This window comes from Micromonospora sp. A200 (assembly GCF_029893845.1).
Lineage (GTDB): Bacteria > Actinomycetota > Actinomycetes > Mycobacteriales > Micromonosporaceae > Micromonospora > Micromonospora purpureochromogenes.
In genome coordinates this window covers 1-23,420 of the sequence record NZ_JARXXY010000020.1, presented here as the reverse complement: position 1 = coordinate 23,420, position 23,420 = coordinate 1, and the positions used below count along the sequence as shown (strand labels likewise).

Annotated in this window: 23 protein-coding genes; 11 read left to right on the top strand and 12 right to left on the bottom strand. The window is 71.3% G+C overall.

Going from position 1 to position 23,420, the window contains the following annotated elements; genetic code table 11:
• Together M2302_RS20130 and M2302_RS20125 are read left to right on the top strand one after the other, a co-directional pair.
• Positions 1 to 222 carry a zinc ribbon domain-containing protein gene (locus M2302_RS20130; protein WP_154941724.1) on the top strand — a complete coding sequence of 74 codons (222 nt, stop codon included), beginning with the start codon at positions 1 to 3 and terminating at the stop codon, positions 220 to 222.
• A 153-nt stretch (positions 223 to 375) separates the two neighbouring features.
• The gene (locus tag M2302_RS20125) at positions 376 to 3,207 is read left to right on the top strand and encodes an adenylate/guanylate cyclase domain-containing protein (protein ID WP_280839401.1); all 2,832 of its coding nucleotides are present in this window, start codon (positions 376 to 378) and stop codon (positions 3,205 to 3,207) included.
• Positions 3,208 to 3,259: 52 nt separating this feature from the next.
• Here M2302_RS20125 and M2302_RS20120 read toward each other — a convergent pair whose 3' ends face one another.
• From M2302_RS20120 to M2302_RS20090, 7 genes are all read right to left on the bottom strand, one after another.
• Complete coding sequence (locus M2302_RS20120; RefSeq protein ID WP_280839400.1) at positions 3,260 to 3,799, bottom strand: phospholipase; 540 nt, start codon at positions 3,797 to 3,799, stop codon at positions 3,260 to 3,262.
• Positions 3,800 to 3,972: 173 nt separating this feature from the next.
• Entirely contained in the window at positions 3,973 to 5,637 is a 1,665-nt protein-coding gene (locus tag M2302_RS20115) for a family 10 glycosylhydrolase (RefSeq protein ID WP_280839399.1), read from the bottom strand.
• A gap of 272 nt (positions 5,638 to 5,909) precedes the next feature.
• Positions 5,910 to 6,932, bottom strand: a complete 1,023-nt coding sequence (locus M2302_RS20110; protein ID WP_280839398.1) for a glycoside hydrolase family 43 protein — start codon at positions 6,930 to 6,932, stop codon at positions 5,910 to 5,912.
• Positions 6,929 to 7,753, bottom strand: coding sequence for a carbohydrate ABC transporter permease (locus M2302_RS20105; RefSeq protein ID WP_280839397.1), 825 nt, complete (start codon positions 7,751 to 7,753; stop codon positions 6,929 to 6,931). Before M2302_RS20105 ends, M2302_RS20110 begins: the two co-directional genes overlap by 4 nt.
• Before the next feature lie 10 nt (positions 7,754 to 7,763).
• On the bottom strand, positions 7,764 to 8,726 hold the full coding sequence (locus tag M2302_RS20100; protein WP_280839396.1) for a sugar ABC transporter permease: 963 nt from the start codon (positions 8,724 to 8,726) through the stop codon (positions 7,764 to 7,766).
• A gap of 6 nt (positions 8,727 to 8,732) precedes the next feature.
• Positions 8,733 to 10,061: an ABC transporter substrate-binding protein gene (locus M2302_RS20095; RefSeq protein ID WP_210779718.1), complete on the bottom strand. Its 1,329-nt coding sequence runs from the start codon at positions 10,059 to 10,061 to the stop codon at positions 8,733 to 8,735.
• A 42-nt stretch (positions 10,062 to 10,103) separates the two neighbouring features.
• Complete coding sequence (locus M2302_RS20090; RefSeq protein WP_280839395.1) at positions 10,104 to 11,615, bottom strand: alpha-N-arabinofuranosidase; 1,512 nt, start codon at positions 11,613 to 11,615, stop codon at positions 10,104 to 10,106.
• Positions 11,616 to 11,752: 137 nt separating this feature from the next.
• On the opposite strand from M2302_RS20090, the gene M2302_RS20085 reads away from it, so the two are divergent.
• A complete protein-coding gene (locus M2302_RS20085; protein ID WP_280839394.1) occupies positions 11,753 to 12,760 on the top strand; it encodes a LacI family DNA-binding transcriptional regulator in 1,008 nt (335 codons plus the stop codon).
• Positions 12,761 to 12,781: 21 nt separating this feature from the next.
• Here M2302_RS20085 and M2302_RS20080 read toward each other — a convergent pair whose 3' ends face one another.
• The 3 genes from M2302_RS20080 to M2302_RS20070 are packed head-to-tail and all read right to left on the bottom strand — an operon-like array spanning position 12,782 to position 15,559.
• Positions 12,782 to 13,507 (bottom strand): methyltransferase domain-containing protein, encoded by a 726-nt coding sequence (locus M2302_RS20080; RefSeq protein ID WP_280839393.1) that lies wholly within the window; start codon positions 13,505 to 13,507, stop codon positions 12,782 to 12,784.
• Between the two features lie 58 nt (positions 13,508 to 13,565).
• Positions 13,566 to 13,883, bottom strand: coding sequence for a hypothetical protein (locus M2302_RS20075; RefSeq protein ID WP_280839392.1), 318 nt, complete (start codon positions 13,881 to 13,883; stop codon positions 13,566 to 13,568).
• 38 nt (positions 13,884 to 13,921) lie between these two features.
• Entirely contained in the window at positions 13,922 to 15,559 is a 1,638-nt protein-coding gene (locus M2302_RS20070) for an ABC-F family ATP-binding cassette domain-containing protein (RefSeq protein ID WP_280839391.1), read from the bottom strand.
• 88 nt (positions 15,560 to 15,647) lie between these two features.
• Between M2302_RS20070 and M2302_RS20065 the strand changes: the two genes are divergently transcribed.
• From M2302_RS20065 to M2302_RS20045, 5 genes are all read left to right on the top strand, one after another.
• Positions 15,648 to 16,418, top strand: a complete 771-nt coding sequence (locus M2302_RS20065; protein ID WP_280839390.1) for an ROK family protein — start codon at positions 15,648 to 15,650, stop codon at positions 16,416 to 16,418.
• 89 nt (positions 16,419 to 16,507) lie between these two features.
• Positions 16,508 to 16,876, top strand: a complete 369-nt coding sequence (locus M2302_RS20060; protein ID WP_280839389.1) for a tetratricopeptide repeat protein — start codon at positions 16,508 to 16,510, stop codon at positions 16,874 to 16,876.
• Positions 16,877 to 16,988: 112 nt separating this feature from the next.
• Complete coding sequence (locus M2302_RS20055; protein ID WP_030329768.1) at positions 16,989 to 17,243, top strand: Smr/MutS family protein; 255 nt, start codon at positions 16,989 to 16,991, stop codon at positions 17,241 to 17,243.
• Between the two features lie 699 nt (positions 17,244 to 17,942).
• A complete protein-coding gene (locus tag M2302_RS20050; RefSeq protein ID WP_348529434.1) occupies positions 17,943 to 18,584 on the top strand; it encodes a TRIC cation channel family protein in 642 nt (213 codons plus the stop codon).
• A 515-nt stretch (positions 18,585 to 19,099) separates the two neighbouring features.
• Positions 19,100 to 19,423 carry a hypothetical protein gene (locus M2302_RS20045; protein WP_280839388.1) on the top strand — a complete coding sequence of 108 codons (324 nt, stop codon included), beginning with the start codon at positions 19,100 to 19,102 and terminating at the stop codon, positions 19,421 to 19,423.
• Between the two features lie 315 nt (positions 19,424 to 19,738).
• Here the strand turns inward: M2302_RS20045 and M2302_RS20040 are convergent, their stop codons facing one another.
• On the bottom strand, positions 19,739 to 20,146 hold the full coding sequence (locus M2302_RS20040; RefSeq protein ID WP_280839387.1) for a hypothetical protein: 408 nt from the start codon (positions 20,144 to 20,146) through the stop codon (positions 19,739 to 19,741).
• A gap of 501 nt (positions 20,147 to 20,647) precedes the next feature.
• On the opposite strand from M2302_RS20040, the gene M2302_RS20035 reads away from it, so the two are divergent.
• The 3 genes from M2302_RS20035 to M2302_RS20025 all read left to right on the top strand — a co-directional run bounded on the left by M2302_RS20035 (position 20,648) and on the right by M2302_RS20025 (position 21,667).
• Positions 20,648 to 20,896: a hypothetical protein gene (locus tag M2302_RS20035; RefSeq protein ID WP_280839386.1), complete on the top strand. Its 249-nt coding sequence runs from the start codon at positions 20,648 to 20,650 to the stop codon at positions 20,894 to 20,896.
• Between the two features lie 43 nt (positions 20,897 to 20,939).
• Positions 20,940 to 21,305, top strand: coding sequence for a hypothetical protein (locus M2302_RS20030; RefSeq protein ID WP_280839385.1), 366 nt, complete (start codon positions 20,940 to 20,942; stop codon positions 21,303 to 21,305).
• A 92-nt stretch (positions 21,306 to 21,397) separates the two neighbouring features.
• Positions 21,398 to 21,667, top strand: a complete 270-nt coding sequence (locus tag M2302_RS20025; protein WP_280839384.1) for a hypothetical protein — start codon at positions 21,398 to 21,400, stop codon at positions 21,665 to 21,667.
• 153 nt (positions 21,668 to 21,820) lie between these two features.
• Here the strand turns inward: M2302_RS20025 and M2302_RS20020 are convergent, their stop codons facing one another.
• Positions 21,821 to 23,155 (bottom strand): low temperature requirement protein A, encoded by a 1,335-nt coding sequence (locus tag M2302_RS20020; RefSeq protein WP_280839383.1) that lies wholly within the window; start codon positions 23,153 to 23,155, stop codon positions 21,821 to 21,823.
• Between the last annotated feature and the right edge of the window lie 265 nt (positions 23,156 to 23,420).

Below are 23,420 nucleotides of genomic sequence, written 5' to 3'. Positions count from 1 at the left end.
ATGCCCCGGTACGAGTTCCGCTGCCGCGCCTGCGGCGACACCTTCGAGGTCAACCGCCCGATGGCCCGGGCCGGTGATCCGGCGTCCTGTCCACAGGGACACGCCGACACGGTCAAGCTGCTCTCCACCGTCGCGGTGACCGGCCGGGGCGGTGGTGGACCGGTGGGCGGCGCTCCGCCCGCGCCGGCCGGTGGCTGCTGCGGCGGTGGCGGCTGCTGCTGAGCCGCCACGACCGGCCCGTTCGGCGGCGCAGACCTTGCCGCTGACCGGCGGCAATGGCACCTTGGGGCGGACGCCGCCCGGCCGTTCTCACGATGCGTGACGGCCCGACCATAGGGCAGCATGAAGCCGACGTCAGGGGCGGAGGTTCCACGCATGTCGCCACGGATCCACCTCCCGAGCGGGTGGGTGACCTTCGTGTTCACCGACATCGAGGGTTCGACCCGGCTGGCCCAGCTGCTCGGGTCGGGCTACCGCCCCGTGCTGTGGGAGCATCGCCGGCTGCTCCGGGACACCCTCGCCGGCACCGACGGCGCGGAGCTGCTGACCGAGGGCGACTCGTTCTTCCTCGCCTTTCCTGACGCGGCGGCGGCGCTGACCGCCTGCCTGACCGCCCAACGCGCGCTGTCCAACCACGACTGGCCCACCCCGGAGGCCACCCCCAGGGTGCGGATGGGGCTCCACACCGGCTACGCGGAGCCGCGCGACGGCGAGTACGCCAGCCCCGAGGTGCACCGGGCCGCCCGGGTGGCCGCCGCCGCCCACGGCGGGCAGGTGCTCTGCTCGGCGGCGACCGCCCGGCACGCCGAACCGCTGCCGTCCGGCGCGTCCCTGCTCGACCTCGGCCTGCACCGGCTGCGCGGCTTCGACGACCGGGAGCGGCTCTTCCAGCTCGTCGCGCCCGGCCTGGAACGGCAGTTCCCCCGGCCGCGCACCGCCGACGCGGTACCGCACAACCTGCCCACCCAGGTCACCTCCTTCATCGGCCGGGAGACCGAGCGTGCGGAGCTCGACCTGCTGGTACGCCGGCACCGGCTGGTCACCGTGCTCGGGGCCGGCGGCGCCGGCAAGACCCGGATGGCCGTCGAGCTGGCCGGCGGGATGGTCGAGGCGTACCCGGACGGCGTGTGGTTCGTCGACATCGCCACCGTCACCGACCCGGGGCTGGTGGCGTTCGCGGTCGCCGCGGTGCTCGGGCTGCGCCCCGAGCCGGGCCGCCCGATGCTGGACACCCTGGTCGAGTACGCCGCCGCCCGGCAGATGCTGGTGGTGCTGGATACCTGCGACGCCCAGCCCGCGGCCTGCGCCGAGGTGATCTCCCGGCTGCTCTCCGGCGGGAGCGGGGTGCGGGTGCTGGCCACCAGCCGGGAGTCCTTCGGCCTGCCCGGCGAGGTGGTCTGGCGGATCCCGCCGCTCGCGGTGGACCCGCAGCCGGGGCGTACCGAGAGCGACGCGGTGGCGCTGCTGCTGGACCGGACCGCGGCGGCCCGGGGCGGCCGGCCGCCGGACTGGGCGGAGGCCGGTGACCTGCGCCGGGTGGTGCGGCGGCTGGACGGCCTCCCGCTGGCGATCGAGCTGGCCGCCGCCCGGCTCCGGGTGCTCTCCGCCGGGCAGCTCGCCGCCCGCCTCGACGACGTGCTCGGCACCCTGGACGCCGGGCGGGTCGTGCCGGAGCCGCCGGCGGACCGGGGCTGGACGGGCAACCAGCAGGACACCGTGGACCTGGCCGCCGCGGCGGCCGGAGCCGTGCCCCCGTCGGCCGCGCACCGGGCGGTGCAGCGTTCCGCCACCGAGCGGCACCTCACCATGCAGGCGACGGTCACCTGGTCGTACCGGACGTTGGGTCCGCGCGCGTCGCGGCTGCTGCGCTGGCTGGCGGTCTTCGCCGGCCCGGTAGAGCTGTCCACCGTGGAGTGGCTGCTCGACGACGACCCGCTCGACCCGCTGTCGGTGCTGGTGGACAAGTCGATGCTGCTGGCCGAGCCGCACGCGTCGGGCAGCATGTACCGGATGCTCGACCCGATCCGGGCGTACGCGGCCCGCCGGCTGGTGGAGGCCGGCGAGGAGCAGGCCGCGCGGGACCGGCACGTCGCCTGGTCGGCGCACGCGCTGGAGCGCGCCCACCTGGGTCCGGACGGCCAACCGGTGACCCTCTCGCTGTACGCGCTCGACCCGCTGGCCAGTGAGCTGCGGGCCGCCCTGCGCTGGTGCGCCACCGGGGGCAGCGCCCGGGCCGGGTTGCGGCTGGCCGGCGGGCTGGACCAGTGGTGGCGGGAGCGGGGGCTGTCCCGGGAGGCGCGGCTCTGGCTGTTCCGGCTCTACGGGCGGATAGCCGAGACCGGCGAGGCGATCCCGGAGGCGGAGCTGGCGGCGGCGTACCACCTGCACTCGCTGCACGCCGGCGCGGACGGCGAGTTCGCCGAGGAGCTGCGCTACTCGCAGCGGGCGGAGGCGGCGGCCCGGCAGGCCGGTGACGCCGGGCTGCTCGCCCGGGTGCTGGCCGGGCGGGCCGCGCCCCTGATCGACATGGGGCAGTTCGCCGAGGCGGAGCGGGTCTGCCGCGAGGTGATCGACTGGGCGCACGAGCAGCAGGTGACCGGCGACGCGCTCTTCGCCACCTACAACCTGGCCGAGCTGCTGTGGCGGCGGGGCGCGCTGAACGAGGCGGCGGAGCTGCTCGGCGCGGCCCGCCCGGTGGAGGCGGCGCGGCCGGTCGAGCGGGGCCGGCGGTCGGTGGACATGCTGCTCGGCATGGTCGCCCTGGCCCGGGGCGATCTGGTCGCCGCGCACGAGCACCTGCTGGTGGCGCTCCGGTCCCGGATGAGCCACGGCTACCACGGCCGGGCCTGCGACACGGTCAACGCGGTGGCGGTCCGCTGCGCCGCCGGTGGTGAGCTGGGCACCGCCGCCCGGCTCTTCGGCGCGGCGCAGGCGACCCGGGCGCAACTGCGGGCCACCCCGGCCATCTACGGCAGCTACTGGCTGGAGCGCCAGGCCGAGCTGCGCCGGGTGCTGGGCGACGCCGCCTTCGACGCCGCGTACGGCGAGGGGGGCGAGCTGGGCCTGGAGGAGGCGGCGGCGCTGGCGTTGGCGGTGGAGCACCCCGACCTGGGGGCGGACTCGATCCGGTTCCGCACCGCCGGGGCGGCCGCGCCCCGGCAGGGTGGCCCAGGCCGGCAGGAGCTGGACCGCCGGGAGCGGGCCTGACACCGCCGGGCGCCCCGGTCTGGGACGCCCGGCGGAGTCGACGGCGGCGGGGTCAGCCGCGCAGGGCGGCGCGGCGCTCCGCGTCGGCCTTCATCCGGGCGGCCCGGTCGATGTCGGACTGCTGGACGGCGGCGACGGAGCCGAAGGTCTTGACCGCCTGGTAGTAGGTCCACGCCAGGCTGTAGCAGGCCGGCCGGACGACGACGTTGTACGGGGCGCAGGCCCGCTTCAGGTCCTCGTAGAAGGCGCTGTCGAGGCGGGACTTGTTCGCCGAGAACTGGCCCATGGCCTTGTAGTTGCGGTAGCCGAAGTCGTGCCGGGCGCAGGAGAGGGTGAAGTTGAACCCGAGCGGGTTGTCCGGGCTCGACGAGCAGTAGTCGGTGGACCAGTCGAAGGCGTAGTCGGCCCAGGCGGCCTTGTTCAGCCGGGCGGAGTTCCAGGCGTTGTAGCTGGTGGCGCTGGTCTGTGTCCAGCTGGAGAGCACCGAGAGCTTCTGCTGGGGGGTGACCGCGAACGCGGGCGAGCTCACGCCGAGCATGGCGAGCAGTGCGAACGCGCCGGCGGCGAAGAGGGTGGCAAGTCGTCTGGGCATTCGGGTACCTCCGCGAGGATGGGCCACGACCGGTGACCGGTGGATCACCGTTGGTCGCATCAGTCTCGATCAATCCCCACAACTCGATGTGTTACCCGCGGGTACTATTGATGACAGACGATGAAACAGACGAATGCCCCGGGCGGTGACCGCCCGGGGCATTCGCGGCTGGGTCAGCGCACCACCCGCGCCGGGCTGGGCAGGCTCTCGTTCCAGAGCCGGTCCAGCGCGGTCACGTGGTACGTGTACGTCCGCCCCGGCTCCGCCGTGGCGTCCACGAAGGACTGCACCGCGGTGGCGTCGTCGGCGCGCAGGGTGCCGACCAGGTGGGACGCGTCGGCGAAGCCGCAGGCGTCCACCCGCTCGTCGGAGTCGAAGCGGTAGACCGCGTACGAGGTGGCGTCGCCGAGCGGGCCCCGGTCGTCGGCCGGCTGCCGCCAGCTCAGCCGCACCCCGTCAGCGGACCGCTCCGCCTCGGTGACCACCGGGGGCAGCAGCGGCTTGGCGGGCAGGTGCGGCATCGCCGGCACCAGCGCCGGCCGGGAGTAGTGCTCGGCGGCGTAGATGTCGGTGGCGCCGAGCCGGTTGGCCCGCACCTGCACGGCGGAGAAGTGCACGTTGCCGAGCACCTCCGGGTACGACCGGTTGAGCGTCAGGTGGTCGGACAGCTCGCGCGGGTTCTGCCAGAACGGCCCGTACACCGGTTCGCCGCTCTTGTAGTCGGCCTGGCCGATGTAGAGCTGCACCCGGGTGCCGCGTACCGTCTCGGCCCACCACGGCACCAGCCGGGCGTAGTCGGCGGCCGGGTACTGGCCGATGTACCAGTAGAGCTGCGGCACCACGTAGTCGATCCACTCCTGCTTGACCCAGGTACGGGTGTCGGCGGAGATGATGTCGTACGACTGGCTGCCGGTGGTGTCCGAGCCCAGCGGGTCGGCCGACTTGTTACGCCAGATGCCGAACGGGCTGACCCCGAACTTGACCCACGGCTTGACCGCCTTGATCTTGGCGTTCATCTCCTGGATCAGCAGGTTGATGTTGTCCCGCCGCCAGTCCGCCTTGTCGGTGAAGCCCCGGTTGTGGGCGGCGAAGGTGGCGTCGTCCGGCACCTGGTGGGTGCCGCTCGGGTACGGGTAGAAGTAGTCGTCGAAGTGCACGCCGTCGACGTCGTACCGGTTGACCGCGTCCATCATCGCGGTCTGGACGAACTCGCGGACCTCGGGGATGCCGGGGTTGTAGTAGAGCCGGCTGCCGGCCACGCCGGCCGGCGGGTAGGCGAAGGTCCACTCCGGGTGCTGCCGCGCCGGGTGGTTCGGCGCGAGCTTGGTGAGGTCCGCGCCGGCGCCGCCCGGGGCCGGCATGGAGACCCGGTACGGGTTGAACCAGGCGTGGAACTCCAGGTTCCGCTTGTGCGACTCGGTGACGAGGAACTTCAGCGGGTCCCAGCCCGGGTCCTGGCCGCGCACCCCGGTGAGGTACTCCGACCACGGCTCGTACGGCGAGGGCCAGAACGCGTCCGCGGTCGGCCGGACCTGGACGACGACGGCGTTGTGTTTGAGCTTCTGCGCCAGGTCGAGCCAGGCCAGGTACTCGGCCTGCTGCTTGGCGACCTGGTCGGGGGCGGTCTGCGAGGCCTTGCTGGGCCAGTCGATGTTGGTGACCGACGCGATCCACATGGCCCGGAACTGGCGCTTCGGGGTAGCCGGGTCGGTGATGCAGTCGGTGGTGGCGGGTTCGGTGGCCGTCGTGTCCGGTGCGGCGCTCGCGGGCGAGCCGGCGACCAGCGCGCCGAGCAGTGCCACGGCCAGCCCGGCGGCTCGGAGCCGAGTTGCCTTCATGCGGTGTGTCCCTTCGTCGGGCTCCCGGTTGTCGCGGCGTCCGTGGCAAGATTCGCCAGCGGCTATCTACCGCTGGTAAGAAATTTTCACACTTGATGGGCTTCGCGCAAGGGTCCGACCTGGATGTCCGGATACCGGCAAACGCGGCGGGGGCGGCCGAGCCGGCAACCGTGCGAACGGCGACGGTCCCCACACGCCCGGTCAGCGATCCGGTTCCGGGATAGCCACTCTTTCCGTGAAAGTGCGCCCACGGGGGGCGGGCGGGTGGGGGGTCAGGGGCGGGGTTGGGGGGTGGGGGTGGGGCCTTTCACGACGGGTTTGCCGTTCTCCCAGGTGACCTCGTCGAGCCAGACCTGGCGGCCGGGGTCCGTGCTGCCCTCCTGGCCGGGCGGCCAGGCGTGGTAGACCAGCCAGGTCCGGCCGTCCCTGACGACCATCGAGGCGTGGCCGGGGCCGGAGGCGACCTCGTTGGTCTTCAGGATCGGGTTCTCGGCGGCCTTCACGCAGGGGCCGGTCGGGCTCTCGCAGACCGCGTAGCCCTCGGCGTACGTGGCCCGGTCGTACGCGTTGGCAGCGAAGAAGAGATACAACCGCCCGTCGTGGCGGTGGAAGAACGGACCCTCGATCAGGGTGCCCTCCCACGGCTCGGTCTGCTTCAGCAGCTTCGTCGGCTCGCCGATGAGTTTCAGCCCGTCGTCCGAGAGGCGCTGCGACCAGAGCCAGGTGTCCACCCCGATCGCGTTGCCGTCGTTCTTCCAGAGCAGCCAGAGGCTGCCGTCGGTGTCCCGGAACGGGCTGGCGTCGATCGCCCCGCCCAGCTCGGCCTGGCAGATGAACGGCTCGGTCGAGTCGTCCCGGTACGGCCCCTGCGGACTGCTGGCCACCGCCCGCCCCACGCACTGCCGGCCGGCATCCCGCCCGGCGACGGTGTAGTAGAGCAGGAACCGGTCCGGGGCGAGTTGGATCGCCTCCGGGGCCCAGGTCTTTCCCGGGTCCGCCCAGCCGGGCAGCTCGGGCAGGGCGTCCTCGGCCTCGCTCCAGTCGACCAGGTCGGCCGAGCGCCGCACCGGCACGTTGCGGCCGCCGCTGTTGGTGTGGAACAGCCACCAGGCGTCGCCGGCCCGCATCACCTGCGGGTCGGGGGCGTCGGCGCGTACCACGGGGTTGGTGAACATGCTCGGGTCGCTCCGCGTACTCGTTGGGTCGTCCGCACCGTTCTCGCCGCAGCCGGCGACGAGCAGTGCGGCGGCGAGGACCGCCGCCGCACCGCGTAGCCGGGTGTGCCCGGCGCTCATCCCTTCAGGCCGCTGCGCGAGACGCCCTGGATGATGTGCCGCTGGGCCGCCACGAAAAGGATCAGCACCGGCACGCTGGCCAGCACCGCCCCGGCCATGATCACCGGGTAGTCGCTGACGTAGGCGCCCTGGAGCAGGCCCAGGCCCGCCGGCAGGGTCAGCCGCTCCGGGCTGAACAGCACGTAGATCGGCCAGAGGAAGTCGTTCCAGTTGGTCAGGAACGACAGCACCGCCAGCGTGGCCAGGGCCGGCTTGGAGAGCGGCAGCAGCACCTGCGTGAAGATCTGCCAGTGGTTGGCGCCATCCAGCACCGCCGCCTCCTCCAGCTCGGCGGGGATGCTGAGGAAGAACTGCCGCAGGAAGAACACCCCGAACGCGCTGGCCGCGCCGGGCACGATCAGCACGGTCAGGGTGTCCAGCCAGCCGAGCCGGTCGGCGATCACGAAGTTCGGGATGATCAGCGAGGTGGGCGGGATGAACAGGGTCCCCACGATCAGCGCGAAGCTGACCGCCCGGCCGCGGAACCGGAGCCGGGCCAGCGCGTACGCCGCCATCGAGGCGGTGACCAGCACCAGCAGCGCGTGCAGGGCGGCCGCCAGCATGCTGTTGACGAACCAGCGCAACACCGGGTTCGAGGTGTTGCCGAGGATCTGCTCGTAGCCGTAGGTGGAGAACGGCTGGGGTACGAAGCTCGGCGGGATCTTCTGGGCGTCGCCGTAGGTCTTCACCGAGGTGATCGCCATCCAGAGCAGCGGGGTCAGGAAGACCAGGGCCAGCAGCACCAGGACCGCGTAGCGCGTGAAGCGGCGGAGAGTCGTCATGGTCGGCCCCTCAGTCTTCCCGGTACCGGAAGAACCGGAAGTTGACGATGCTGATCACCGTGAGCGCCAGCGCGAAGACGATGCTCATCGCCGCGGCCCGGCCGGCGTCGTTGTCCCGCAGCCCCTCGTCGACGATCCGCCAGACCACGGTGCGGGTCTGCTGGCCCGGGGCGCCCTGGGTGATCAGGAACGACTGCCCGAAGACGTTCGCCGAGGCGAGGATCGTGGTGGTCAGCACGAAGAGCATGACCGGGCGCAGCCCGGGCAGGGTGACGTTGCGGAACCGGTCCCAGGCGTTCGCCCCGTCCATCCGCGCCGCCTCGTAGAGCTCCGGGGAGATGTCCTGCAGGCCGGCCAGGTAGATCACCGCGTTGAACCCGGAGGTCCACCAGACGGTGACCCCGACCAGCGACACCCAGGCCCACGGCACGTCGGTCACCCACGGGGTGTCCGACGGCAGGCCGACCGCGCCGAGCAGCCGGTTGACCAGGCCCAGGTTGGCGTCGAGCAGGAAGCGCCAGAGCAGGCCGATCACCGCCACCCCGAGCACGTACGGCGCGAAGTAGAGCGCCCGGAAGAACGTCCGCCCCGGGAACGACCGGTTGAGCAGCAGCGCCAGCCCCAGCGGTACGACCACCAGCAGCGGCACCGAGAAGACCGTGAAGATCGCGGTGGCCCGGACGCTGGACCACCAGTCGCCGTAGATGGCCGACTCGCTGTCGAAGAGGTCACGGTAGTTGTCCAGCCCGACGAAGGGCCGGTTGGGCAGTTGGAGGTCCCACTGGTGGACGCTCAGCCAGACGCCGAAGAGGATCGGCAGCAGCCCGAACGCCAGGAAGAACAGCAGGTACGGCGCGAGGAAGAGGTACGGGGTCGCGCGGCTGCCCCGCTCCGTCGCGCCCCGGCGGTTCTTCCCGCCCGCCGGGGGCGGCGCGTCCTTGCGCGCCGCCCCGACCTCGATCACGTCCGCCACGGGAAATCAGCTCCCGTACTTCTTGCGGTTGTCCTCCAGCTGCTTGGTCGCCTTGGCCGCGCCGTCGTCGAGGGCCTGCTTGGGCGACTTCTTGCCCAGCACGGCCTCGTTGAAGGAGGTGTAGAAGGTGGTGACCACCTCGCCGAGCCCGGGAACGGCCGGCGGGAAGGCCGCGTAGTCCAGCTCCGGGGCGAGGGTGGCGACGTTCGGGATGGCCTTGAACTCGGCACCCTCCCGGACCTCCTTACGGGCCGGGACCTGACCGCCCTTCGCCCAGTCCAGCGAGTGCTCGCTGAGCCAGTTGATGAACACCTTCGCGCCGGAGATCTTGTTGTTGTCGGCGCTGCGCTGCTTGACGATGGTGAAGTTGTGCGAGTTCGCCCAGGCGGCCTTCTGGCTGCCGATCTGCGGCAGCTCGGCGACGCCGATCTGCGCGCTCGGGTCCTTGGCGATGTCGTTGATCTGCCAGATGCCGTTGAAGTTGAAGGCGTTCTTGCCGCTCTTGAGGGCCAGGTAGTCGGCGTCCTGGCCGACGTTCGACGGCGAGTGCCCCTGCTTGATCAGGTCGACCAGCCAGGTGCACGCCTCGATCGCCGGGTCGGAGTTGAAGGTGGCCTTCGTGACCTCGGCGTCGAAGAGGGTGCCGCCCCACTGGTGCAGCAGCGAGTAGAACGTCATGCCGCCGGTGAACTGGAACGGGCTGATCCAAAAGCCCTGTACGCCGGACTTCTTCAGCTCGGTCAGCGCGGCGGTGAACTCGTCCCGGGTGGTCGGCGGCTTGTTCGGGTCCAGGCCGGCCTTCTGCATCACGGCCTTGTTGTAGTAGAAGCCGAGCGGGTGCATGTCCAGCGGGATGCCGTACCGCTTGTTGTTGTAGAGCCCGCCCTTCCAGACGGTCGGCGCGAAGTCGCCCTCGCTGAGCTCCAGGGCCTTGGCCACGTCGTCCAGCTCGGTGATCACGCCGCGGGCGGCGAAGGTGGCCAGCTGGTCCATGTGCATGACCGCGATGTCCGGGCCCGAGCCGCTGGAGACCGCACCGGGGAGCTTGCTGTAGTAGTCGTCCCACCGGTAGGTGTTCACCGCGATCGCGATGTTCTGGTGCTCAGAGTTGAACTGCTCGACCAGCTTCTTGAAGATGTCGCCGTCGCCGCCGGTGAAGCCGTTCCACAGGTTCAGCGAGACCTTGGGGCCGGTGTACTCCTTGCCGCCGTTGCCGGTGGCGGTGGACTTGCTGGCGCTGCCACCGCCGCAGCCGGCGAGGGTCAGCGACGCGGCCGCGCCGAGGCCCACGCCGAGACCGAGCAGCCGTCGGCGGCTCATTTCGTTCTGCATCATGCGGGTTTCTCCTTGGGGGACGGGGGTGAAGTATTCCCCTGGTCAGGGCCGCGACGCGAAACGCAGCACGTTCCAGGAGACCGCCGGCAGGCGTACGGTGCAGCGACCGCCGTCGGGGGTGGGGGTGGGCAGTGCGTGAGGTGTCACCCGGTCGGGCTCGGCCTCGGTGTTGATCGCCTCCGGGTCGTCCCCGGCGGCGAGACTCAGGTGCTCGATCGCGCGCAGGCCGGGCAGGCCGCGCAGGTCGAGGTCGAGCGGGAGATCGTCGGAGCCCCGGTTGACCGCGAAGACGGTCAGCTCGCCGGACTCCTCGTCGTGCACCGCCACGGTGTCCAGCACCGGCACCGCGCCGAACCGCTTCGTCTCGTAGTCCGGCGTGACCGGCTCGGTGCGCAGCACCGTGCCCCGGGCGTACCGGGCGGTGAGGGCGAACGGGTGGAAGATGCTCTGCCGCCAGGCCGGCCCGCCGGTGCGGGTGCGGATCGGGGCGATCACGTTGGCCAGCTGCGCCTGGCAGGCGACGCCGACCCGGTCGGCGTGCCGGAGCAGGGTGATCAGCAGGTCACCGACGACGACCGCGTCGACCGCGGTGAAGTCGTCCTCGATCAGTGCGGGCGCCTCGACCCAGCCGCGCCGGTCCAGGTCGGCCTTGAGCCGGGACTCGTACCAGACGTTCCACTCGTCGAAGGAGACCTTGAGCTTGCGCCGGTGCCGCTGCTTGGCGGCCACGTGGTCGGCGGTGGCGACCACCTCGCGGATGAAGTTGTCCATGTCCACCGCCGAGGCCAGGATGCTGGCCCGGTCGCCGTCGGACGGGTCGTAGTAGGTGTGCGCGGAGATGTAGTCGACGTGCTCGTAGGTGTGCTCCAGCACCGTCGCCTCCCAGGAGGCGTAGGTGGGCATCCGCCGGTTGGAGCTGCCGCAGGCGACCAGGCTGATCGAGGGGTCGATCATCTTCATCGCCCGGGCCGTCTCGGCGGCGAGCCGGCCGTACTCGTCGGCGGTCTTGTGGCCGACCTGCCACGGGCCGTCCAGCTCGTTGCCGAGGCACCAGAGCCGCACCCCGTACGGCTCCTCGGCGCCGTGCTTTCGGCGCAGGTCCGACAGCTGGGTGCCGCCCGGATGGTTGGCGTACTCCAGCAGGTCGCAGGCCTCCTGCACGCCCCGGGTGCCCAGGTTGACCGCCATCATCGGCTCGACGTCGGCCTCGGCGGCCCAGGTCATGAACTCGTCGAGCCCGAAGGCGTTGGTCTCGATGGTCTTCCAGGCCAGGTCGAGCCGGCGCGGGCGGTCGCCGACCGGGCCGACGCCGTCCTCCCAGCGGTACCCGGAGACGAAGTTGCCGCCGGGGTAGCGGACCACGGAGACGCCCAGCTCGCGGGTGAGCGAGAGCACGTCGCCGCGCAGGCCGCGCGAGTCGGCGGTGGGGTGGCCGGGCTCGTAGACCCCGCCGTAGACGCAGCGCCCCATGTGCTCGACGAAAGAGCCGAAGAGCCGCCGGTCAGCGGGGCCGATCGCGAAGGCCGGATCGATCGTCAGCCGGGCGTTGCGCAAGGGTGCCACCTTTCCTTGTCGTACCCGGGGTGACTCCGGTCACCCCGTACCACAGGTTTCTACAACGTTGTAAGCAACGTTGTAAAGAGGGCGGCGCGCGATAGAGTCCGGGGACGACCCCGGGGAGGGATGAGATCGTGCGACACAGGCTCAAGGACGTGGCCGAGCGGGCCGGCGTGTCGGTCAAGACGGTCTCGAACGTGGTCAACGGCTACCTGCACGTCCGGCCGGACACCCGGGCCCGGGTCGAGGAGGCGATCGCCGAGCTGAACTACCGGCCCAACCTCTCCGCCCGCAACCTGCGCAAGGGGCGTACCGGCGTGATCGCGCTGGCCGTGCCGGAGCTGGACATCCCGTACTTCGCGGAACTGGCCCGGCACGTCGTCACCGCCGCCGCCGAACGCGGCTGGACCGTGCTGATCGACCAGACCGGCGGTGGGGCCGAGCGCGAGCGGGTGGCCGCCGCCGGTATCGGCGACCACATGATCGACGGTCTGATCCTCAGCCCGCTGGCGCTCACCGCCGAGGACCTCGCCGGCCTCGACGGCACGCCGATGGTGCTGCTCGGCGAGCGGGTGGACCACGGCCCGGCCGACCACGTCGGCATCGACAACGTGGCCGCCGCCCGGGAGATCACCGCTCACCTCGTCGGCCTCGGCCGCCGCCGGATCGCCGCCGTCGGGTCGCAGCGCACCCCCGAGGGCGCCAGCGCCCGACTGCGCCTGGCCGGCTACGCCGCCGCGCTCGCCGACGCCGGCATCGCCTACGACGAGGCCCTGGTGGCGCCCGCGCCGGCCTGGCACCGCGCGGACGGCGCCGCCGCCGTCCGCCACCTGCTCGCCACCGGGGTACGCCCCGACGCCGTCTTCTGCTTCAACGACACCCTCGCCCTCGGCGCCCTACGCGCCCTGCACGAGGCCGGCCTGCGGGTGCCCGAGGACGTCGCGGTGGCCGGCTTCGACGACATCGAGGACGGCCGGTTCAGCGTGCCCACGCTGACCACCATCGCCCCCGACAAGGAGCGCATCGGCCGCCTCGCGGTCGAGATGCTCGCCGCCCGCGTCGACGGCGACCGCGAGACCCCACCCCGCGACCTCACCGCCCCCTACCGCCTCACCCCCCGCGAAAGCACCGACTCCCACTGACCCCGTTCTCCCCGGCGGGGGTCAGGCGAAGAAGCGGGCCAGGTGGGAGGGGGAGGGTGGGGGCTCGCTGGCCGGGAGGGGGGTGAGGTCGGCGAAGATCGAGGCGCCGTCGCAGCCGGCGTGCAGGGGGTACCAGCGCGGGGTGCCCGGCGGGCGCTGCCCGCAGATGCCCTTGATCGTCTGCACGTCGAGCAGGCGTACGTGGGTCGGGTCGGCCACCGCGTTGACGTGCCCCCACCAGGGGCTCATCACGTGCAGCACGCCGCCCGGACGCAGTACCCGGTGACACTCGTCCACCAGCGGCAGGAAGTCGATCAGGTGCTCCAGGATGTGCACCGCGAAGAGGACGTCGACCGAGTCGTCGGCCAGCGGCAGCGAGCCGGACAGGTCCGCCACGGCGTCCACCCCGGGCGCCGGGAAGATGTCCAGCCCCAGGTTGGTCGGGTACTGCTTCTGGCCGCCGCAGCCCAGGTCCACCACCACCGGCTCCCGGCCGCCCACGCCGACCCGGCACCACACGCCGTAGACCCCGGCCAGCCGGCCCACCAGCTCGCGGATCATCCGCAGCTCGGCCGGCTCGGCCACCGCACCGGTCAGGTGGGCGACCCCCCGGTCGAACCGCACGTCCACGGCGAGCCCCCGCAGCCGTTCGTCGTGGCGGACCTGATCCGCCCAGGCCTCGGCGAGGAATCCGTCGATCGCCCGCAGCCGCTCGGCCGAGGGCGGCGTCTGAGCCAGCGCGACCATGGCCACCTCCCGCCGGCCGTTACCCGCATCGCCGCCCGGTATGCGTGGCGCGCCCGATTCAGCCGGAAATGGTGCGCCGGGCGGACCGGCCGCCGCCCCGCATCCGCTGGCGCGGCGCCGCGCTCGCCTTCGGCCGCTTGAGGTGGTAGCGGTGCAGCTCGTTGTTGCCGGGCAGCGACGGGTCCTCGCTCATCGCCACCAGCTCCCAGCCCTGGTCGCCGGCCCGGTTCAGGTGGGCCAGCGCGGTGTCGCCGTACGGCGTGACGTCGACCATCGAGCCGTCCGGGCCGTACCAGACGAAGACGACCTCCCAGCCGACGTCGTTGGTGGCCGCCTGACGTCGCCGCACCAGCAGCGCGTACTCCCACTTGAGCATGGGCTCATTCTCGCCCGCCGCGCGCCGGTCGGCACGGATCAATCCTCGGCGATCCGTCCGGCGTCCACCCGCAGCCGCCGGTTGACGCTCACCGCGTCCAGCATCCGCCGGTCGTGGGTCACCAGCAGCAGCGTCCCCGGGTAGTTGGCCAGCGCCGACTCCAACTGCTCGATCGCCGGCAGGTCCAGGTGGTTGGTCGGCTCGTCGAGCACCAGCAGGTTGACCCCGCGCCCCTGCAACAGCGCCAGCGCCGCCCGGGTCCGCTCGCCGGGGGAGAGGGTCGCCGCCGGCCGCAGCACGTGCTCCGCGCGCAGGCCGAACTTGGCCAGCAGCGTCCGCACGTCCGCCGGGGTCAGCTCGGGTACGGCGGCACCGAACGCGTCCACCAGGGGTTGGTCGCCGAGGAAGAGCCCCCGGGCCTGGTCGACCTCGCCGACCACCACGCCCGGGCCGAGCGCGGCGTGCCCGGCGTCCAGCGGCAGCCGGCCCAGCAGCGCGGCGAGCAGGGTGCTCTTGCCGGAGCCGTTCGCCCCGGTGATCGCCACCCGGTCCGCCCAGTCGATCTGGAGGTCCACCGGGCCGAGGGTGAAGCCGCCCCGGCGGACGACGGCGCCGCGCAGCGAGGCCACCACCGCGCCGGCGCGGGGCGCGGCGGCGATCTCCATCCGCAGCTCCCACTCCCGCCGCGGCTCCTCGACCGCCTCCAGGCGCTCGATCAGCCGCTCGGTCTGCTTCGCCTTCGCCGCCTGCTTCTCGGTCGCCTCGGCCCGGAACTTGCGGCCGATCTTGTCGTTGTCGGTGGCCTTGCGCCGGGCGTTCTTCACGCCCTTCTCCATCCAGGCGCGCTGGGTGCGGGCCCGGGCCTCCAGCCCCGCGCGGGTGTCGGCGTACTCCTCGTAGTCGGCCCGGGCGTGCCGGCGGGCCACCTCCCGCTCCTCCAGGTACGCCGCGTACCCGCCGCCGTAGTGCCGGACCTGCTGCTGGATGAGGTCCAGCTCCAGCACCCGGGTCACCGTCCGGGTCAGGAACTCACGGTCGTGGCTGACCAGCACCGTGCCGGCGCGCAACCCGGTGACGAACCGCTCCAGCCGTTCCAGACCGGCCAGGTCCAGGTCGTTGGTGGGCTCGTCGAGCAGGAAGATGTCGTACCGGCTGAGCAGCAGCGACGCCAGCCCGGCCCGGGCCGCCTGGCCGCCGGAGAGGGCGGTCATCGGGTGGTCCAGGTCGACGGTCAGCCCCAGCTCCGCGGCGACCTGCTCCGCGCGCTCCTCCAGGTCCGCGCCGCCGAGACCGAGCCAGCGCTCCAGCGCGTCCGCGTACGCGTCGTCCGCGCCGGGCCCGCCCGCGGTCAGCGCCTCGGTGGCCGCGTCCAGCGCGGCCTGCGCCGCGGTGACCCCGGTACGCCGGGCCAGGAAGTCGCGGACGGCCTCGCCCGGCCGGCGCTCGGGCTCCTGCGGCAGGTAGCCGACGGTGGCGGACGGCGGGTTCAGCGACACGCTGCCCAGCTCCACCGGCAGCAGCCCGGCCAGGGTGCGCAGCAGGGTGGACTTGCCGGCCCCGTTGACCCCGACCAGCCCGACCACGTCGCCGGGGGCGACCACCAGCTCCAGGTCGGAGAAGAGCAGCCGGTCACCGTGCCCGGCGGCGAGGTCCTTGACGATCAGCGTGGCGCTCATGAGGAGCCGAGCGTACCGTCGCCGCCGCGCCCGCCGGATCGGGCGACCCGCAGTACGCGGCCCCGGGACGCGAGGCAGACTCACTCCCGTGGTGACCACACTGGCGATCGACTGCGGCGGTGGCGGGATCAAGGCGAGTGTGCTGGACGCCGCCGGCACGATGCGCGCCCGGCCGCTGCGGGTGCCCACGCCGTACCCCCTGCCGCCGGCGCTCTTCGTCAAGACGCTGGTGGAACTCGGCGCCCGGCTGCCCGCGCCGGACCGGGTGACCGTCGGGATGCCCGGCATGATCCGGCACGGCGTGGTGGTGGCCACCCCGCACTACGTGACGCGTTCCGGCCCGCGCAGCCGGGTCGACCCGGACCTGGTCGCCGAGTGGTCCGGGTACGACGTCCGCAGCGCGCTCGGCGACGCCTTCGGGGTGCCGGCGCTGGTGCTCAACGACGCCGAGGTGCACGGGGCCGGGGTGGTCGCCGGGACCGGCTGCGAGCTGGTGCTGACCCTCGGCACCGGGCTGGGCAGCGCGCTGTTCGACGGCGGGCGGCTCGCCCCGCACCTGGAGCTGTCGCACGCACCGGTGCGCTGGGGCACCACCTACGACACGTACGTCGGGGAGCCGGAGCGGCGCCGGCTCGGCGACGCGTTCTGGTCCCGCCGGATCCGGCAGGTGGTGGAGGGGCTGCGCCCGGTGTTCCGCTGGGACCGGCTCTACCTGGGCGGGGGCAACTCCCGGCTGGTCCGGCCGGAGCAACTGGCCAGAATGGGCGAGGATGTCGTGGTCGTCCCGAACACGGCCGGGATCGTGGGCGGTGTCCGGGCGTGGGAGCTGCTCGACGGCCGATACGACCCGGCCCCCTGATCGCGATTCCGGCCAGGAACACTCGCGGAGCGGCCGGTGTTGTGCCAGCGTCGGACCAGAGGCGGCTCGACAGGAGGAGGTGGGTCGGGATGGATCTTCTGGCGGAGTACCGGCGGGCGACCATGTTCTTCGAAGCGGGTGACCCGACCGGAGCGGCCCGGCTGCTGGAGCCGATCGTGGAGGCCGAGCCCGGCAACTCCTCGGTACGCCAGCTGCTGGCCCGCGCGTACTTCCAGTCGGCCCAGCTCAACCGGGCCGAGGAGCAGCTGCGCGAGCTGGTCGAGCGGGACCCGAGCGACCACTACGCGCACCACGTGCTGGGCCGCACGCTGGAGCGGCTGAACCGGCACGCCGACGCGCTGCGGCACCTGCGGATCGCCGCGGCGATGCACTCGACCAACGACGACTACGCGACCGCGCTGCGCCGGGTGGAGACCCGGGTCGGGCTCGGTCGCTGACGCACGATCCTCGGGGCGGCCCTGCGGGGGCCGCCCCGACGCGTGTCCGCAGGCCGGCCGCGGGCCCGCCTACGATTGGGCGCATGGGAGCTGACCTGGCGGTGGGCGCGGCATGAAGCTGAAGCTGGACCTGCACGAGATCTTCAACAAGGGCCACGACATCGACCGGGCGCTGCGCGGGATCATGGACGAGGCGGTGGCGAAGAAGGCCACCCTCGTCGAGATCATCCCCGGCAAGGGCTCCGGGCAGCTCAAGAAGCGGGTGCTGCGGTTCCTCGACCAGAAGGACGTCAAGCAGCTCTACCACCGGGTCGAGAAGGACTCTAAGAACTTCGGCCGGCTCTTCGTGCACTTCCGCTGGAAGTAAGGGTCCCGGCTTCCCGACCTCCCACGCTATCCGCGCTAAGGCCTCTGACCTGCTGAAACGCCTTCCGTCGGTTCCGGCATCTGCCGCCGTTACTCGCGCTCGGTTGTGCCGGATCTGTGCCCCGCTCTGCACCTATGGATTGCCGGCGAAGGGTCGCGCGCCGACGGCCCAGCACGTACGCCGCAAGTGCTGGCCGGACGGCCGAGGGCTGTGACGGTGCCGACCGCGGACTCTCGTCAGGACCCGGAACGGATGTTTGCAGCGGTGGTGCGCCTCGCTCAGGGCCGACTCGACAAGCTCGACGGTGCTTCACGTCTGGCGAGAGAGGACTGGCGTGATCTCTTGGTTGGAGCTGACTTCGGGAACGAAGACTGGCCCGCCCGCCTCTCCGACTGGCTCAGCGCTCCGGGGCCAACCGGTGACAGCGCCCGTCGTGGCCGTCGGACCCCCTCGCTTGTAAGGCGCATCAGGCGATGGTGGCAGCGTCGTCACCGTCTAGGACGTCCATGATGACGCCTTGATCCGTACGAGCGAGTCCGCCGGCGTCCGGATGATGGCGGCGGTTGAGGCGTGGTGGCCACCGCCGTCTTCGACGAGAACCTGATCAGCACCTACCAGGCATTCCTGGCTCGGCGCCGGTCGCGACACTGGTGGCATGCCAAGTCTTACCGCGCTGGGTGTCCTTGAGCTGGTCGGCTTATTCGTGTTCGCGATCTCCGGTGCCTTGACCGCATTCAAAAGGGTTTCGACGCCGTCGGAATTCTGATCTTGGCGGAAGTCACCGCGTTGGGTGGCGGCGTCCTTCGCGACGTCATCATCGGCGACACACCTCCAGCAGCATTTCAGCAGGTCAGCTACCTGCTCGTGCCGTTGGCCGCCGCAACGGTCGCGTTCTTCGCTCACCCGGTCGTGCAACGCCTGAACTTCGGGGTGCTGCTGTTCGACGCGGCGGGGCTGGGACTGTTTTGCGTCACCGGCACTCTGAAGGCGCTCAGTCACGGGCTCGGCCCCGTACAGTCTTCGGTACTGGGCGTGACCACGGGCGTCGGTGGCGGCCTGCTGCGCGACATCATCGCCCGGCAGACGCCCGCGGTGGTCAAGGTCGATACGGACCTCTACTCGATTCCCGCGATACTCGGAGCGGCCGCCGTGACTGTCGCCTACCACGTGAACCTGCCGATGCCCGTGGCGGCGCCGGTCGCAGCGGCGTTCGTGTTCGTGTTCCGGGTGGTGGCCATGGTGCGGCACTGGACCGCACCGCAAGCATGGACTCGCCGCCGGTCCGGCGGTCCGTCCGGCGGCACACCAGACGCGTCAGGGAGCCCACGCGCCCACCCGTGATCGAATACATGACCCTGACACCAGCTCTAACACAGGCTCTAATCCCCGGCTGGGTGTTCGGCCCGTTCGCGGTACGCAGCCGCGGCGACCTGGTCCTCGCCTCGGTCACCACCCTGCCGCCGGCCGCAGACGGAGCTTCACCCCCGCCGGGGGGAGCCTGGTCGGCGTTGTCGACCGTGTCAGCAGGTGTCGTTCCCCGTGGTCCTGCCCTCGGTGCCATGCCGGCTGTGACCATCGGCGTCGATCACGCATCACGACATTCGCTGACTTTCTGCTGACTCGGCCGAGGCTGAGCCGATCAACTGCGGTAGCCGTCGGGACCGGCGCGGCAAGAGCGCAACCCCAACGTGACACCGACCGCCCTCGTGACGTCTCCGGCATGCGTCGTAGCGTTCCACGGCGGCGGTCACGTCCTCACCAGGACATGGAAGCAAGGGAGGCTGCGGGCACCGTAAACCCGCTATTCTGCCGCGATGCAGGCGACGGCGCAGAGAGCAGCGGCTACCAGCCGACGGGTGTGGACACTCGTGTGGGTACATCTGCTCGTTCTTGCGGCTTACAGCTACGCGGTAGTCGCATACCTCATCACTGATGCTGACTACTTCCCCGAGCAGGCACCGCCCGCTTGGTCCTGGCCAGCAGTTGTTGCGGTCGGCGTGGGCTTCATCCCCGCCCTGCTCTGCCTGCTGGTGGCGTTGCCGTTGCTGGCTTCTGCCGACTTCCGGGCCGAGCAGCCCCGGTGGCGTTTGCTGGCCATGGTCAGTGCCGCCAGCATCGCCATGCTGCTTGTCATGGCAACACCGCCCGGCTGGGAACTGCTCGACTGGTACGTCGGTTAGTACGGCCGCTCCGCCCGCGGCGCTGGGCGATCATCGGCCGGCACTGGTCCTGGTCGTCCTCGTCGCGAACGCTTCCTGTCACCGCTGCTATCACGACAACCTACGCATTACGAGTCAGCCGCGGCCGCCTGCTCTCGCCAGTGCGCGCTGCACATCAACTGATGCTGGCGTCCGGCGTCGTTCGCCCCCGGCCGCCGGTTTGGCTGCACGGTTGGCTGCTCGTCCAAGCCCTCACTGGGAGCGTTGCACTCTCGCTCCTCTGCTCATCGGGCTTGAGGTGGTGGTGATCGCTCCGATGTCAGCGGACGATTCCCCTCAGGCTCCCCCTGGGTAGCCCAGATGACTGTCACCGGCCCAACCGATGCCCCCGGGCGGTTGCTTCCATTCGCTGGCGCGCCTCTTTGAGATCGGCAGGTTCGGCCATCTCTTACGTGCCGCTTGCCGGCTGGCGCCCACCGCCGCGCCGAGCTCCGGGTAGCCGGCACCGTATTGCACCGCTTCCTGAGCGCTCGTCGAAACGAGATCAGCGAGAAGGCCCCGCATCTGCTCGCCCGCCGCCATCCGCGCGAGATGCGTCCGCATCCGCACCGCGTAGCTCGGTTCGTGGTCTGCCCTGGGCTGCGCTTCCGCGTCGGAGCCGTTCAGCCGCTGCGCCCAGTCCGCGGCAACAGCACCCAGTTCCCGCCGTAGTTCCTGTCGCTCGTCCGGTGTCAGATCCCGCATGACGACTCCCTCGTCAGTGACCTTGCACCCCAGAGTCCGCCGGACAACCAAGGTTGTCAACCCTGCGCACATGACCAGGGAAAGGGAATCCACCACGAGTCGAGCGCGCCCAACCGGCCCACCGCCAGGTCCCCGTGTCCAGCACGGTGCCCGGGCCCGAGATCCTTGCTTATCCTCGCCGGTTTGGCTGCTCGGCCAAACCCCTGACGCCCCGCTTACAAGGCGCTTTCGGCAAAGGTCGCAGCGTCCGCTGACGTCCACGGCGTTCAGGGAGAAGGCACGCACCCGTCCGCGCTCGTCCGGCCTCGGCCGCCATCGTTGATGTCAAGCATTGATGTCACGTCGCGCTGCTTCCGGCCTCCCGCGACGAGCGGTCCCGGCCCGGACCAACGCCGGGGAAATGCGTTCGACCCGGAGCGCGTGTGATCGCGAACCCCACACCGCCCTGTTAGCGTCGATCGGTGCCTGTCACCGTACTGGCGTCCCCTTCGCCCACCCACCGTGCCCGCCCGGGGCCTGGGACTGGTCTGGCTGGCGACCGCCCTGCCCGGGACGGCGGTGGTGGTGACCGGAGTGCTCGTCGCCCGGATGGACGAGATCCTCAACTCGGCGGTGTCGCAGGGCCGCGCGTTTCCCTTCACCGGCGAGGCCGGTGAACAGTCCATGCTGCCGTTCCTGCTCGGGTGCGCCCTGGCCGCCCTCTTCCTCACTACCGCGGCGCTGGGCTACCTGCTCCTGACTCTCTGCTGACTCGTGCGTCGTGGGGCCGACTGCTGAGCTGTACGGTCGCGGAGTGGAACGTGCACAGCTGATCTCCCTGCTCGTCGGCCAGACAGCATCCTTCGCGGCCTGCCGGGAGGCCCTAGAACGTGGTGCACCCTTCACATCCTCAGACGGGCTTCTCCCTGCGTGTCACTACGCGAGGATCTACGAGAGGCGTGAGCGACACACCCGGGAAGCTGGCATCCCCACCGTGGGTTTCGCTGAGGCCGTGAAGGCCCTCGACGCCCTCGAGGATGAGCCGTTGCAGATCGCAGGCGTCAGGCAGAGTGGTCCTCGGTACTACTTCCAACTGTTCCTGGCTGCTGACCGGTCCGCAGTGGTCGCCTGCATCGGGGTCGATCAACAGCACCATGCCGCGGACTGCAGCGGTAAGTGAGCATTTGACCTCTGGACGAATGGGATGACATCGAGGGCCACACGGGAGATCATTAGCCCGGAGGTGAGGTTAGGTGTCCAAGCAGGGGAAGAGTGGGACGCTGTCGTGCGCGAGACATCAAGCCCGGCGAGATCTACGAGGACTGCCACTTCCACCCCGTCCTCTGCCTCTATAACGACGGCGACCAGATCCACGGCGTCTCCCTCATCGACGCCAGCTCTCCCCGAGCCTGCTCAATAGGCTTCTGCGCCGTCATCAAACTCACCGTCGACGACGTCATCGCCGCGCGAGCCGACTGGCCGGGATACCTGGAACGACGCCACGCAGAGTTCGAAGCCGAGTGCGACGAGCACACCACTTGACCGACCCCTGGCGAGAGCCCATAACTAACTACAAGATCGTCTAGCCGGACGTGTCACGCAGGTCCCGAGACTGATCCGTCACTCAGGTCCTGAGACCCGACATTGCCGGCAGACGGCCGACCGCTTCTCCCGCACACCTCGGGACGTGGCTCCTCAGTGGGGTTTCTCGTCGGGGGCTTCTTCTTCGTGCCAGCGGGCTCGCCAATCGGCCTCGTGCTTCTCGTAGGTGGTCTTCTCCTCGAAGACGGCGCCGAGCAGGGCTTGGCGGGCGTCCGCCATGACCACCATCTCGGTCGCCACCAAGCCGATGCAGATGGCCGTGAGCAGGGCGAGGGCCGCCAGTGCGGGGAGGTGTGTGGCGAGGGGGATGGCGGCCGCGAGTACGAGCACGGTGCCGACGCGGGTCCAGGAGAGCGTGCCGAGGGTGCGCAGTTGGAACAGCATTCCGCCGACGAGGTAGACGATCACCCCGACGAACAGCAGCGGCACGCCGGGGCCGTGCGTCGGCTCGGTCAGGCTGATGGAGCGGTCGGCGACCTGCCGCACGATCACCTCTGCTCCGAGGGCGAACAGGATGATCCCGCCGATCATGACGAGCTGGCAGTACGTGTAGGCGTCCCGCGCCATGGCGACCCGCAAGCGCCCCTGCGCCGCGTGCTGGGCGATCCGGGCGGCCGGAGCGATGACGTCGAAGTGCGTCCACCAGAGGGCGGCGGTGAAGAAGATGCCGAGCACCGCCGCCGCTACCGCCGGCCAGGTGACCGGCTCACCGAGGAGGTTGCCGCCGACGCCGACGGAGATGATCGACTCGCCGAGGGCGATGATGAGGATGAAGTCGTACCGTTCGGTCCAGTGCTCGGCGGAGGTCAACACCCAGCCCCACGCGCCAGCGACCAGGGGGGCGCCGTACTGCAACAGGACGACGGCGATCCAGAGCCCGTCGCGCACCAGGTCGGCCCACCACCGGTCGTCGATCTGCGGCGGGATCAGCGCGGCACCCAGCAGCAGGAGGGTGCTCGTCACCAGCTCGGGGGAGTATTTCAGCAACAGGCGACGCTCGCCGGGACTCTCCCGGGCGACGTGCCAGTACAGCAGCAGGTGCACGCCGCGGAGCACCACGTAGCTCACCGCGAGCACCACCGGTCCGACTGCCCACCGCACCGGGTCACCAAACGCCTGTGGCAGGGAGAGCGCGAAGCAGAACAGCGCGGCCATCGCGACGACCATCAGCGCCGGGACGAAGCCCACGCCGAGCCGGACCCGGGTCGCGACCACGGTATGCGTCACCCAGACCCGCCAGAGCACGGCGAGGACCAGCATGCCGTGCAGCAGGCGGTCGCCGGTGATGTTCACCGCGGTGGCCCGGGTGATTATGAAGAACGAGAAGACGAAGACCAGGTCGAAGAAGATCTCGAACCGGTCAACGCGGGCGCCGGGAGCCACCGCGACGGCCGGCCCCAGCCGCTCCGCCCACCGCCTTCCACCCACCGCCCGAGTGTCGCAGCGTGCAACCCCTGTCCGGGCGCGATTCGCCTCAGCCCCCGAGGCCGACACCGCGTATCGAACTCCCACCGCAGCACCTTGCCCGTCTCGGAGTCGCAGGCCCTGGCCGCGACGTGGCACCGACCTCGAGAGCGAGCCACGCGTCACGCCGGGTGAGCCGTCCCCAGTGGGGTCGGGCCGAAGCGCGGTGCCGGGCTTTCGTCCGGTCCGTTTCTTCGGCCCGCCCTCCGAACCGGACGTGCAACTCTCG